The sequence below is a fragment of the Faecalibacterium sp. I4-3-84 genome, from assembly GCF_023347255.1.
Lineage (GTDB): Bacteria > Bacillota > Clostridia > Oscillospirales > Ruminococcaceae > Faecalibacterium > Faecalibacterium taiwanense.
Genome location: NZ_CP094466.1, coordinates 2,162,212 through 2,174,285, shown reverse-complemented (window position 1 = coordinate 2,174,285; position 12,074 = coordinate 2,162,212). Strand labels below are relative to the sequence as shown.

Annotated in this window: 11 protein-coding genes; 1 reads left to right on the top strand and 10 read right to left on the bottom strand. The window is 60.4% G+C overall.

Annotated features, from left to right (window positions below):
• Positions 1 to 71 precede the first annotated feature (71 nt).
• The 7 genes from MTP41_RS10625 to MTP41_RS10595 form a co-directional block, all read right to left on the bottom strand.
• The gene (locus MTP41_RS10625) at positions 72 to 560 is read right to left on the bottom strand and encodes a DNA-deoxyinosine glycosylase (protein ID WP_120020958.1); all 489 of its coding nucleotides are present in this window, start codon (positions 558 to 560) and stop codon (positions 72 to 74) included.
• The gene (locus MTP41_RS10620; protein WP_187119402.1) at positions 557 to 1,447 is read right to left on the bottom strand and encodes an HAD-IIB family hydrolase; all 891 of its coding nucleotides are present in this window, start codon (positions 1,445 to 1,447) and stop codon (positions 557 to 559) included. Before MTP41_RS10620 ends, MTP41_RS10625 begins: the two co-directional genes overlap by 4 nt.
• A gap of 158 nt (positions 1,448 to 1,605) precedes the next feature.
• Entirely contained in the window at positions 1,606 to 2,493 is an 888-nt protein-coding gene (locus tag MTP41_RS10615; protein ID WP_005941425.1) for a putative manganese transporter, read from the bottom strand.
• 386 nt (positions 2,494 to 2,879) lie between these two features.
• A complete protein-coding gene (locus tag MTP41_RS10610) occupies positions 2,880 to 3,650 on the bottom strand; it encodes a tRNA threonylcarbamoyladenosine dehydratase (RefSeq protein WP_097780951.1) in 771 nt (256 codons plus the stop codon).
• Positions 3,651 to 3,663: 13 nt separating this feature from the next.
• Positions 3,664 to 4,767, bottom strand: coding sequence for a tRNA 2-thiouridine(34) synthase MnmA (gene mnmA / locus MTP41_RS10605; protein ID WP_097776723.1), 1,104 nt, complete (start codon positions 4,765 to 4,767; stop codon positions 3,664 to 3,666).
• Positions 4,768 to 4,835: 68 nt separating this feature from the next.
• Positions 4,836 to 6,155: a CCA tRNA nucleotidyltransferase gene (locus tag MTP41_RS10600; RefSeq protein WP_249235492.1), complete on the bottom strand. Its 1,320-nt coding sequence runs from the start codon at positions 6,153 to 6,155 to the stop codon at positions 4,836 to 4,838.
• Entirely contained in the window at positions 6,152 to 7,090 is a 939-nt protein-coding gene (locus MTP41_RS10595) for a ribonuclease Z (protein ID WP_249235491.1), read from the bottom strand. The genes MTP41_RS10600 and MTP41_RS10595 overlap by 4 nt, the downstream gene beginning before the upstream one ends.
• A gap of 122 nt (positions 7,091 to 7,212) precedes the next feature.
• Here MTP41_RS10595 and MTP41_RS10590 point away from each other — a divergent pair, with 122 nt between their 5' ends.
• Positions 7,213 to 7,392, top strand: coding sequence for a hypothetical protein (locus MTP41_RS10590; protein ID WP_097776726.1), 180 nt, complete (start codon positions 7,213 to 7,215; stop codon positions 7,390 to 7,392).
• Positions 7,393 to 7,437: 45 nt separating this feature from the next.
• Here MTP41_RS10590 and MTP41_RS10585 read toward each other — a convergent pair whose 3' ends face one another.
• From MTP41_RS10585 to MTP41_RS10575, 3 genes are all read right to left on the bottom strand, one after another.
• Entirely contained in the window at positions 7,438 to 8,379 is a 942-nt protein-coding gene (locus tag MTP41_RS10585; protein WP_249235490.1) for an Ig-like domain-containing protein, read from the bottom strand.
• Between the two features lie 227 nt (positions 8,380 to 8,606).
• Positions 8,607 to 9,146 carry a rubrerythrin gene (rbr, locus tag MTP41_RS10580; RefSeq protein WP_005941401.1) on the bottom strand — a complete coding sequence of 180 codons (540 nt, stop codon included), beginning with the start codon at positions 9,144 to 9,146 and terminating at the stop codon, positions 8,607 to 8,609.
• A 165-nt stretch (positions 9,147 to 9,311) separates the two neighbouring features.
• The gene (locus MTP41_RS10575) at positions 9,312 to 12,032 is read right to left on the bottom strand and encodes a cell envelope biogenesis protein OmpA (RefSeq protein ID WP_249235489.1); all 2,721 of its coding nucleotides are present in this window, start codon (positions 12,030 to 12,032) and stop codon (positions 9,312 to 9,314) included.
• Between the last annotated feature and the right edge of the window lie 42 nt (positions 12,033 to 12,074).

Sequence of the window (12,074 nt, the reverse complement as noted above, 5' to 3'; positions counted from 1 at the left end):
CCTTATGTCATCCATAATACCGCACCCCGCGAAAAACGCAAGGCTTTCACGGATAATTTACAACCTGGCCATCATTTGTTGATCCACGGCAAGAGGGCCGCGCCCCAGATTTCGCGCAGTTTTTCCGGGCGGCAGGCAGCGTTTGCCGGGCTGGTGCTGGGCAGCTTTACCGCTGCAATGCCGGACACCGGCTGCAGATACTTTGTATAGATCCGGTATGCGGTGGCTCCGTTGCAGAATACTGCTTCGATGGGCGCCTTTGCCAGCAGAGCAGCAATATCATTCGGCACTGCATCCTTGATGGAAGCGTCCGCTGCGCCGGTGATGGTGCAGCGTTCCAGCGTGTCCCAGAGGGCCAGCCCATGGCGCAGGATGATCTGCTTTTTGGCTTCAATGTCCTCACGGGCAGGCACCGGCTCACCGGTCAGCGCGGCCAGCACGGGCCAGAAGCGGTTCTGCGGGTGGCCGTAGTAAAAGGCCATCTCCCGGCTTTTGGGGCTGGGCCATGTGCCAAGGATCAGCGCCCGGCTGTGTTCGTTATACACCGGTTCAAAGCTCATTGTCCGCCTGCACTTTCAATTTTATCCCAAGGCGAGCCAAGGTCGCGGCCGGACGGCTCTGCTCTGGGGCCGTCGAACCACAGCTCATCGATCAGGTCGGCAAGGCCGTCCTCCCGCACATCGCCAATGATGCGGTCGGCGGCAGCCTTTGCGTCCGGCGTGCCGTTTGCCATGCAGCAGCCAAGGCCCGCTGCCTTCAGCATGGCCACATCGTTGGCAGAATCGCCTGCCGCCACGGCATCGGCCAGTGTCAGGCCCATCTTTTCGCACAGGTCGGCAAGGCCAACGCCTTTGTCCATTCCACCGCGCACGATGTCGTAGTAGCACAGGCCGTCGGCATTCTGCGCGCCCACCTGCATCCAGTGCAGGCCCAGATGGCCGTACTTGGCGTTGAAGTCCGCCACACGCTCCGGCGGCATGGCCGCAAAGGCCGCGTGGGGCATGTCGATCAGGTGGCGGTCCTGATCTTCACCGTCCACACAGTCCAGCCCGATGCTGTTCATCTGCTGATAGCCCCTGTGCAGATATTCATACTCGCAGTAGGCGTAGCAGGCATCCCTGAAATTGAACTGCAGCGGATAGTTATAATCCTCGCAGAAATCCACCAGTGCATACATTTCCTCTGCAGTGAGCGGGTGCTCGGCCACGATACGGCCCTCGCGGTCCACCACACAGGCACCGTTGCAGGTGATGGCATAATCGAACCGGATGCCGCCCAGCTGCCCTTTGAGGTTGACGCACGGATACGCACGGCCGGTGCTGAGCACAAATCTGCCGCCTGCGGCCTGCAGCTTTTTGATGGCTTTTACCACCTTCTGACGCGGCTTGCCCTCGCCAAAGGGCACCAGTGTGTTGTCGTAATCGCTTGCCAGAATCTTATATTGCATTCTATTCTCCCCTATGGAACTGAGTTTTGTACCAGTATACCATACTTTTTTAAAATTGGGGTGCATTTGGGCATAAAAATAAGGCTATCGCACAGAATTCCATGCAATAGCCTTATTTTATTTCACGATGCCGTTTTCTTTGCGGCTCCTTCTTGTGATCACGCAAACACTGCCACGACCACCTGCATTGCCACGCCGAGGAATGCGCCTGCACCCCATGTCAGGCCGGTGATGAACAGGTTCTGCTTCCACGAAGGATTGGTGCGCCACAGCACCGCAAGGCCCACGCCTGCACCGGTGCAAAGGCCCGCCACCAGACTGGAAAAGCGCAGAGCACCCTCCACATACAGCTGGGTCAGCAGCACGCTGGCGGCGCAGTTGGGGATCAGGCCCACCAGCGCAGCCACTACCGGCTGGAAGAAGCCCATGCTGCCCAGAAGGTCTGCAAACACATCTTCGCCCACGCCCTCGACGATCAGGCCGAACACCAGACTGAACGCAAAGATGAACACAAAAATCTCCAGCGTGTGGCGCAGGGCCGCTTTCCAGATGGGGGCAGGCTTGCCCTCTTCGTCGCTGTGCTCCTCGTGACAGTCCACTTCATCCGCATGGCCGGTGTAGCCGCCGCGCAGCGATTTGGGCAGTACGCCGCGCAGGACAAAATCCAGCACAAAGCCCACCACAATGGCGTATACCACCTTGATGACCATGAGCACCGCCAGCTTGTCCCAATAAGCCGGCATGGATACCAGCAGCGGGATGGCTTCGTCGCTGGTGGCAAGGTAGACGGCCATCAGGGTGCCCAGCGTGATCACACGGGAGGAGTAGAAGTTGGACGCAATGGCCGAGAAGCCGCACTGCGGCACACAGCCCAGCACCGCGCCCGGAATCGCGCCCCAGCGCCCGCCGCCTGCCAGCAGTGCTTCAATGCGCTCACCGTGGCGGGTCTCGATATACTCGATCAGAAGATAAGCCAAAAACAGGAAGGGCAGCATCTTAGCGGTATCCACCAGAGATTCGCCCAGAACATCCAGAAACAGTTCCATATACGCTCCTAAAAACGACCGTTCGTCGCTTCATTTTAGTAAATTGCAAATTGGTTGCATTTTTGAACAGGGATGATTATACACGATATTCTCTCCAATTGCAATACCAAAATGCAAATTAGTTGCAAATTTATTTTTGCAGTATTTTTGAAGCCTGTGCCGCAGCGGTGCCGCCTGCTCTGGCAGGATGACGCGATGCCATGTCTGAAGGTCGGGCCAGAACTATAATCGACGATATTTTCTTCTGGGGAGTGCGAGGGCTGCATCCCGCTGGTGGTCTGGCGAGCGGAAGAAGGACAGAGCGGGCGGTGACACTGTCCATAACAGAAAAGACCCCAGAAAAATCCGCAGACTTTTCCGGGGTTCCGTAAAAACTATTTTAAATATCAGCCCTTCATCGGTACAAAGCCCACAAGGTCTTTTACCACCTCGCCGCCGATGATCAGGCCAGCCACCGAGGGTACAAAGGCATTGGAGCCCGGCACCGAACGGCGCTGGGTGCACTTGCGCTGGGTGCCCGGAGGGCAGATACAGTGATACTTGCAGCTGATGGCGTCATCCTCGATGGGGGTCATGGCAGGCTCCTTGGAGTAGACCACCTTCAGGTGCTTGATTTTGCGCTTGCGGCACTCGGTGCGCATCACCTTAGCCAGTGGGCAGACCGAGGTCTTGTAGATATCGGTCACTTCAAAGCGGGTCGGGTCCATCTTGTTGCCTGCGCCCATGGAGCAGATGATGGGAGTGCCCGCCTCCTTGCACTTCATCACAAGGGCCAGCTTGCCGGTGACGGTGTCAATGGCATCCACCACATAGTCGTACTGGGTAAAGTCGAACTGGTCCTGTGTTTCCGGGCCAAAGAAGCACCGGTGGGTGGTCACCCTGATGTCCGGGTCAATGTCGTGGATGCGCTGCGCAGCCACATCTACCTTATATTGCCCTACCGTGCTGCGGGTGGCGATGATCTGGCGGTTGAGGTTGGTCAGGCAGACCTTATCATCATCGATCAGATCCAGTGCCCCCACGCCGCTGCGCGCCAGCGCTTCCACCGTGTAGCCGCCCACGCCGCCGATGCCGAACACCGCCACGCGGGAATTGTGCAGTTTTTCCATAGCTTCCGCGCCCAGCAGCAACTGCGTGCGGGAATACTGATTTTGCATTTTATTCTCCTTGTTACTTTTCCACTCTCGTAATGGTGCCGCCGCCCAGCACGGTGTCGCCCTGATACAGCACCACGGCCTGACCGGGCGTAGGGGCGCGCTGGGGCTGGTCAAATTCCAGCCGGAAGCCGCACTCCGCCGGGTAGACGGTGGCGGCCTGCTCCACCTGATGGTACCGGGTGCGGGCCGTGACCCGCAGCGGCCCGGTCAGCTCCGGAATGGCGATCCAGTTCACCTCGTCCGCATACACGATGCGGTCGAACAGCATCTCCTCCGGCCCTACCGTGACGGTGTTTGCCTGCATGTCCTTGCCGCAGACGTACACAGGTGCCCCCATGGCAAGCCCCAGCCCCTTGCGCTGGCCGATGGTGTACCGCACCGCGCCATTGTGGGTGCCCACCACCCTGCCGCTCTCGTCCAGAAAATCACCTGCCGGGTAGTGTTTGCCGGTGAAGTCCTCCATAAAGCGGGCATAGTCGCCATCCGGCACGAAGCAGATGTCCTGACTGTCGTGCTTGCGGGCATTGACAAATTTGTGCTGCTCCGCGATCTCGCGCACCTCAGTCTTGTGCAGGCCGCCCAGCGGCAGACGGATATGCGCCAGCTGCTCCTGAGTGAGGTTGTAGAGCACGTAGCTCTGGTCCTTGCCCTCGTCCAGCCCCTTTTTGAGCAGGAAACGGCCGGTGGCATCGTCCTGCTCCACCCGGGCATAGTGGCCCGTGACCACATACTCCATGCCGTGTGCCCGGGCCCAGTCCAGCAGATGGCGGAACTTCATATATTTATTGCAGTCGATGCAGGGGTTCGGCGTGCCGCCCGCCTCATACACGCGGACGAATTTTTCAATGATCTGTTCCCGGAAGTCGGCCGTGAAATCCAGCACCTCGTACGGGATATCCATGGCATACGCCACCTCTGCCGCGTCCTCGATGTCCTTTTCCGAGCAGCAGGTGTGAAAGCCGGACTGTCCCAGCGTTTCGTTGCGGGTGAGCCGCATGGTGATGCCGGTGCAGTCATAGCCTGCCTGCTGCATGAGCCATGCCGCCACCGAGCTGTCCACGCCGCCGCTCATGGCAATGAGGGCACGCGGCTTTGAATCAGGGGTCTGTGTGGTCATAAGTTCTCCTTTGGTGCATTCAACACACTAAAACAGTAGTATAATAGTAACTCTGAAAAAAGAGCTTGTCAAGACGCAGCGAGCTGCTGCACTGCGGCCAGCAGGGCTTGCCGCTCGTTGGGATATTCTTCCCGGATCACACCGTCCAGCAGCGCTTCCAGCACTTTGCGGATGCCCGGCCCCGCCGGGACGCCTGCCGCCATCAGGTCGCGTCCATTCACAGCCAGCTGGCTGACGCGGCAGCATACGCCGTCCGTGTCCAATTGTTCGGCCAATTCGGAAAGTGCAGCAAAATCAGCCGCCCGTTCCGGCTGCAGGGCTGTGCCCAGTGCAGCAATGCGCTGCACGGTACACAAGTTATATTTGCCCAGTAGTCGGCGGGCGTAGATGGTAAAGCCGGGTGTGACGGTAGTTTCTCTGAGGACCGTCCGCTGGGGTGGGACCCTGTTGCCGAAGGCAATAGGGCGGGCGATGGAATGGCCCGAATCGTGTCCGAAGAGAAAGCTGCCGTCACACCCTCTGGCTTCCCGCACCAACACCGCCGCCTCTTCAATCAAGGCGTTGGAGCAGCGCAGGCGCTTGAGGGTGCGGCGGATGCCGTCCTCGCCAAGGCTCAGCAGCAGCGCCGCCAGCCGGATGGGCAGGTTTTCTGCACCCGCCGGGCAGGCATCCACTACCGGCTTTGCCGCCGCCAGTGCCTCCGGTGAAAGCTCGGGTAAAACAACACCGAGTATTTTTTCGTTAAGATATGCCGCAGGGGCGGGTGCGCTCAGCAGTTTTGCAAGCTCTTCCTCGATACGCTCCACCGATACACAGTCCAGATGGGCGCACAGCTCCTGTGCTGCCTGCGCCGTGGGCGGGTCGATGGCAAAGCCGAACCGGGCTGCGAACCGGTACAGCCGCAGGATGCGCAGCGCGTCCTCGGTGAACCGCTGGCGGGGCACACCCACCGCCCGTACGATGCCGCTTTGCAGGTCGGCCTGCCCGCCAAAGGGGTCCACAAGGCCTTCCTTTTCATTGTAGGCCATGGCGTTGATGGTAAGATCCCGCCGGGCCAGATCCTCCCGCACATCCGGCACAAAGTGCACCTCGTCCGGGTGGCGGCCATCCGTGTAGGTGCCTTCTGTACGGAAGGTGGTGATCTCGTAAAGGGCACCGCTCTGCTTCACCGTTACCGTGCCGTGCTGCAGGCCGGTGGGGATGCACCGCTGCGCGCCGAACAGCTCCGTCACCTGCTGCGGCAGAGCACTGGTGCACAGGTCCCAGTCGTGCGGTGTAAGGCCCAGCAGACTGTCCCGCACGCAGCCGCCCACCACGTAGGCTGCATGGCCCGCTGCGTGGAGGGCATGCAGCAGTTCCGCCGCGCCTGCATCCATTGGAATGGTCATGGCTGTGCCTCCTCGTACTGCAGGGTGATGCTTTTGCCGTCAAAGCCGCACTCCGCCGCCGGGAAGATGCTCTGTGCCTGCGCGGCATATTCCTCCGGGTCGGTGATCATGGGGGAATAATGGGTCAGCCAAAGCCGCTTTGCTCTCGCCTGCGCGGCAAGGGATGCGCTCTGCCCAAAGGTGCTGTGCCCCCACTGACGGGCCTGGTCTTCCTGCTCTGGAAGGGCATAGGTGGCATCGCATATCAGCAGGTCTGCGTCATGCGCCGCCTGCAAATAATACGGGCAGGGGGCCGTATCGCCGGAAAATACCACGCTCAACCCCCTGCGCGGGGCGCCCAGCACCTGCGCAGGCTGCACCGTTCTGCCCTCCACGGCAACGCTCTGCCCTTTCTGCAGCAGCTTCCATTGCTGCACCGGCACCCCAAGCGCCCGGGCCTGCTCCGGCGAAAATTTGCCTGCACGGGGCAGCTCCAGCCGGTAGCCAAGGCTTTTTACCCGGTGCTTTGTGGCAAACGGAACCAGCCGCGCACCGGCAGGCCAGCCCTCGCTCAGCGCATCCAGCGCCAGCGGCTGGCCCGGCATAAGCACCTGCGGCTTCACCGGATAGGGCAGTGGGCCGGTCAGTGCCCGCACCGCCGTCCAGATATCCGGCAGGCCCTCCGGACCCAGCAGCGCAAGCGGCCTTGTGCGGCCCTGCGCCCCCAGAGTCTGCAAAAGGCCCGGCAGACCAAAGATGTGGTCGCCATGGTAGTGGGTCAGGCAGATGGCATCTGCCCGCATCAGGTTCACGCCTGCCCGGTGTGCCGCTGCCTGCGTGCCCTCGCCGCAGTCCCACAGCAGGCCGTGGCCACCGCAGGCAGCAAACGCCGCCGAGAGTGCCCGATCCGGCAGCGGCATGGTAGCCGCAGTGCCCAGCAGTGTAATGGTCAGCATAAAATCGTTCTCCCTGCACAGTAGATTTCGATATTTTATTGTACCACAGCCCAGCACGTTGCACAATCACTGCTGGCCGCGCATAGCATGGGCCAGCACAGCAAAAAGGAGGGCGTGGCAGGATGCGGCACAAAAAGGGCAGTTCGTTTTCCGGCAGATACCGCCGCAGCGGTCGGTTTTTGCGCTGGCTTGTGCTTGCCGCGTTGATCCTGCTTGTGCTGGCGTGCTGCTACGGGTGTGCGGTGCAGAAGCTGGTGTATTCTTCCCGCGGGACCATGATCTTTCTGCCCAGCGGGTTTTGAAAAAATGGGAGCATCCTGCTGCACAGAACGCTCCCATTTTTCTTTTTATTTTCCATCCGAATAGGGCAGCTGACCGGTCAGGGTCAGCGTTTCGGCAAGTTCGTCCTCCGAGCGGAACCGCCACGCCGCCGCTCCCACGGCCACATAGCAGGCATCGGCACGACCCTCCGGTGTAACGGCAAGGATCATCGTTTCACCGTCGCCCACCGCCGTTACCATGCCATCCGCACTCACAGTTGCCACGCCCGGATTGCTGCTGAGCCATGTCATCGTTCCGTTTTTGGTGCCTGCAGCCTGCGCGGTCAGCTTCTGACTGGCTCCCACTGCCTGCAGCAGCATGGCGTTTTTGCTCATCTGCACCCGTCCGATCTCCGATGTGATCGTTACCGTGCAGCGCAGCACCTGCCCGGCTGTGGTCAGTGCGCTGATGACGGCCTTGCCGGACCCCTGTGCCTTTACGGTGCCGTTTGTGCTTACCGATGCCACCGCCGGGTTGCTGCTGACCCACTGCCGCACATAGGTGAACCCGCCTTTGTTCTGTTCCAGCTTCAGCTGCTTCGTCGGGGCAGGCTCCTGCTCTGTAATGGTAAGCGCCAGCTCGCTGGTGTTCAGCAGCAGGCGGCTGGCTGTGCTTTTGCGCACCGTGATGGTACAGGTGGTCTTTTCTCCGCGCTCATTGCGAGCCGTGACATCCGCAGTGCCCTCGGCATGGCCGGTCACCTTGCCAGTGCCGTCCACCGATGCCACTGCCGGATCACTGGAAGTCCAGATCAGAAAGAAGTAGTCGTTAGGTGCCTGCACATTCAGGTAGGCCACCGGGGCCGGGTCTCCTTCGGTGATATCCAGCGTCAGTTCGGCAGTGTCCAATGTCATGCCGCTGTCCGGCAGCGGCTGCTCCTGCGCAGCATAGGCCGACAACGCCCCGGCTGCAAACAGTTCTGCGCACAGCACCACTGCACAAACACACGCTTTGAACCCCTGCTTCATGGGCTTTGCCCTCCCCGCCTGCTTTGCTGCAAGATCCTTTAAATATTCCTGTCTCCGTATTATTTTACACGCAGTGCAAAACCGGGTCAAGTTTTTTGCCCATTCTGCCGGGCAGCTGAGCCTTATTTTGTGGAGAATAATAAAATCCGCTTTTCAATTTTGTACAAAACGCCGCCGCACCCGGCAAACCGGATGCGGCGGCGCTGTTCTGCTTTTGAATTTTCCGCTTAGTAGTTGATCTTTTTCAGCTCAAAGTAGCTCTGCGGATGTGCGCACACCGGGCACTTGAGCGGTGCGGACTTGCCGATATAGGTGTAGCCGCAGTTCCGGCACTGCCATACCTGCTGCTCCTCGCGGGCAAAGACCTTGTTGTTTTTCAGGTTTTCGGCCAGCGCACGGTAGCGCTCCTCGTGCTCCTTCTCGATCTGTGCCACCATGGTGAACAGTGCTGCGATCTGAGGGAAGCCCTCTTCTTTGGCCTCCTTGGCCATGCGGGGGTACATCTCGGTCCACTCGTCGTGCTCACCGCCTGCTGCCATGTCCAGACAAGTCAGGGTATCGGGGATCGCGCCGCCGCACAGCAGCTTGAACCAGATCTTTGCGTGCTCCTTCTCATTGCCGGCGGTCTCCTCAAAGATCGCGGCCAGCTGCTCGTAGCCTTCTTTTTTTGCCATGCTGGCAAAGAAGGTGTACTTGTTGCGTGCCTGGCTCTCGCCTGCAAACGCTTCCATCAGATTTTTCTCGGTTTTGGTACCCTTCAGTTCCATGATGCTCTCCTTTCAAAAACGGATCTTCTGTCAGGATCGACCGATCCCAACTCTATCATTCAGCCCGGCGGTAATTTTTTCGCCTGCGGCTCAGGTTCTGAACAGAGTATACCATATTTTTTGATGGAAATCAAGAATAATTCCTATTTATTATGAGAATATTTCTCAGTTATGCTGCTTCAGTGCACACACAGCAATGCTCAGGGCGCTCCACGCTGCCTGATACATCAGCACCGTTGCCACCGAAAGCTCCCAGATGCTGCCTGCACTGGTGAGCAGCGCTGCAATGATAATGGAGAACAGCACCGAGACCATCTGTACCGTGGTGGCGCTGCTCTCGGCGTTCTGGGCCTGATCCGCAGCCTGCAGACCGCCGGTCAGGCTGGCAAACGCCTTGAGATGGATCATGCAGCAGGTGTCCTCCGGGTCTGCCGGTGCAGCCTTGATGGCGTTGCACTGCTCCTGATCCAGCACGGTGATCATGCCTTCCGGCAGGCGGTATGCTTCGGTAATGTGGTGTGCAGTCAGACTGGGGTCCTGGCATGTGACCAGCAGGCGGATGTTCTCCTTTTGCAGCACGGCAAGGCTGCGGGCCACATTGCGCCCGCCCACATATTTCAGCACGAACATAGCGTGCAGATTGCCGGACACAGCCAGATACAAAATTTGCAGCTCGCCGTTCTTCGAGTGCTGCATCTCGTATTCCTCGTCCGGCATCGGCACGCCCTCCTGCTCCAGATAGCGGCGGGTACCAATGAGGATGCGGTTGTTATCGCACCAGGCGGAAAAGCCCAGCCCATGGTGCTGCTCCAGATCCCTGACCGGGAACAGGATGTCTGTGCGTTCCTCAACGATCTGGCGGAACAGCCCCTTCAGGGTGCCGTGGCTCTCGTTCAACACGCTGGCCGCGTACAGGATGGCGCGGTCGATGCGGCCGCCCTTGAAGATGCGGATATCCTCCAGCTGTGCGCTGTCGGCGGTGAACAGGTCGTCTGCATCGATCTGCAGCGTATCAATGCCGCCCAGCTGCTCAATGGCCTGCCAACCGGGCACGACTGCGCCCACAGCCGCAGCCGCACGCTGCAGCCGTAGCGAGGCAACGCCCGCGATCAGGGTAGAGGAAAGCGGTGCGCCCATGCACAGCACAGCTGCCATGGCAGCCGCAGCTTTGTTCCAGCCGGCACCTGCCAGCAGGAACAGCACGCCGCTGAGCAGGGCAACGCCCAGCAGGATGTACGAAACTTTGCGGGCACGGCGCTCGCTTGCGCGCTCGCTCAAGCTCTGCTCCACAAAGCCGTCAGCTTCCTTCATCGGGCGGCTCAGCAGCACCCAGGGGTCCTTCTGTTCCAGATCCCGTGCAAGGGCACGCAGCAGGTCTTTATCCTTGGCGCGGTAGGCGCCCTCGAACTCCACACCATTGGTCACCAGCTCATAGCCGCCCTTGACAGCAGCCAGCATCACCCGGCTGCCCAGCAGCGCAAGGAACAGCCCCAGCGCGGCCATGCCGCTGAGCAGCGAGATGCCGGTGGTGCCGCGGTAAACATTTGCGTTCAGCATGGCTGTGACCGCCTGCACCAGCGCTGCCACTGCGGCCAGCGCCGGCATCGTCTCGGAAGAAGGCCGTCCGCGCAGGCCGTTCAGGCCGTCGCGCAGCACCGGGAAGCCCACGCACAGGCTTGCTGCCAGCAGCAGCAGGTTTGCACCATAGAATGCCGCCGGGGCAGCATCCGGATCCAGCGCCGCCATGGCGGGCAGCAGCCCATCCGACACCAAACCAAAATGCAGCAGCACCACAGCCAGAATGCCGCCCAGCACGCAGCGCAGCGTCAGCTCTGCGCTCATGCGGTGCAGCTTATCCGCCGTGGCCTCCGGCTCGGGCAGCTCCGTTTCGGCATGTTCCTCCGGAGACACCGCGTCCTCCGCCTCAGCTTTCAGTTCCGGCTGTGGCGCAGCGGATGCCTTCTCCGGTGCCTGCTGCGGCTCTTCACCGTCCAGCGGCAGCAGTGGCAGGCTCATGGTGTCCTCTTTTGCGGCAGGCTCCTCTGCCGGGGCCAAAGGTGCCTGCGGTGCGTCCTCGCTCTGCGCCTTGCCAAAGAAATCGGCCACCGGCTGCTCCGTTTTTTCCGGCTGAGGCACAGGTTCCGGCTGCAGCTCCGGTGCCGTCTCCTTTATCGCTGCAAACACAGCCGCGGGCAGCGGTGCACCGGACGGTTTCTTTTTGCTTTCAGCCGGTTCCGTTTCTGCTGCCGGGGCTGCTTCGGCTCTCGGTGCAGGCTTTTCCGGCTTCTGGTCGCTCAGGCCGTTGATCATCGCCTTGAGCTGTGCCATCTCCTGCTGCTCCTGCTCTTCCTGCGGCAGCAGCACCTCCGGCGCATTCTTGGGGTACCGGGGAGGCTTTGCCGTGCTGTGCTGCTCTGCGGGTCTTGCCGCCGGGACAGCGCTCTGCCGGGGTGTTTCCGGCTTCACTGCCGCCGGGGGTTCCGCCGTTTGCGGTGCAGATTTTTCCTCCGGCTTTTTGGCGGGTGCTTCCGGCTGTGCATCCTCTGCTTCCTTCTCCAGAAAAGGCCACGGGGCCAGTTCCTGTTCCGGGTCTGCCTCCGGCTTCAGCATCAGTTCCAGATCCGCTTCCGGTTCCGGCTGCGCATCCTCACCCAGCCGCACCTCACCGGTGGGCATTTCCTGCGGCTGCTCTGCTGCAGCTTCGTCAGTCTCCTGCTTTTCCTTACCACGGCCAAACAGGCCAAACCGTTTCTGCGGCCTTTCCTCCGGCTGGTTTTCGTCCCTCCGGGTCATCTCCTCCGGGATATCCACCGCCGTGGTGCTGAAAAAGGAGCGGAACTTTTCATCCGGGGTCATTTCCCGGCCATTATTTTTATCTTTCGGCATTCTTGTCCCTCCTGTAATTCAAATTGAGGTTCCGGCCCGAAT

Bases quoted from the DNA above. Each gene is read 5' to 3' on its own strand.
- MTP41_RS10625 (WP_120020958.1), bottom strand. From the start codon at position 560: ATGAGCTTTGAACCGGTGTATAACGAACACAGCCGGGCGCTGATCCTT.
- MTP41_RS10620 (WP_187119402.1), bottom strand. From the start codon at position 1,447: ATGCAATATAAGATTCTGGCAAGCGATTACGACAACACACTGGTGCCC.
- MTP41_RS10615 (WP_005941425.1), bottom strand. From the start codon at position 2,493: ATGGAACTGTTTCTGGATGTTCTGGGCGAATCTCTGGTGGATACCGCT.
- MTP41_RS10610 (WP_097780951.1), bottom strand. From the start codon at position 3,650: ATGCAAAATCAGTATTCCCGCACGCAGTTGCTGCTGGGCGCGGAAGCT.
- mnmA (WP_097776723.1), bottom strand. From the start codon at position 4,767: ATGACCACACAGACCCCTGATTCAAAGCCGCGTGCCCTCATTGCCATG.
- MTP41_RS10600 (WP_249235492.1), bottom strand. From the start codon at position 6,155: ATGACCATTCCAATGGATGCAGGCGCGGCGGAACTGCTGCATGCCCTC.
- MTP41_RS10595 (WP_249235491.1), bottom strand. From the start codon at position 7,090: ATGCTGACCATTACACTGCTGGGCACTGCGGCTACCATGCCGCTGCCG.
- MTP41_RS10590 (WP_097776726.1), top strand. From the start codon at position 7,213: ATGCGGCACAAAAAGGGCAGTTCGTTTTCCGGCAGATACCGCCGCAGC.
- MTP41_RS10585 (WP_249235490.1), bottom strand. From the start codon at position 8,379: ATGAAGCAGGGGTTCAAAGCGTGTGTTTGTGCAGTGGTGCTGTGCGCA.
- rbr (WP_005941401.1), bottom strand. From the start codon at position 9,146: ATGGAACTGAAGGGTACCAAAACCGAGAAAAATCTGATGGAAGCGTTT.
- MTP41_RS10575 (WP_249235489.1), bottom strand. From the start codon at position 12,032: ATGCCGAAAGATAAAAATAATGGCCGGGAAATGACCCCGGATGAAAAG.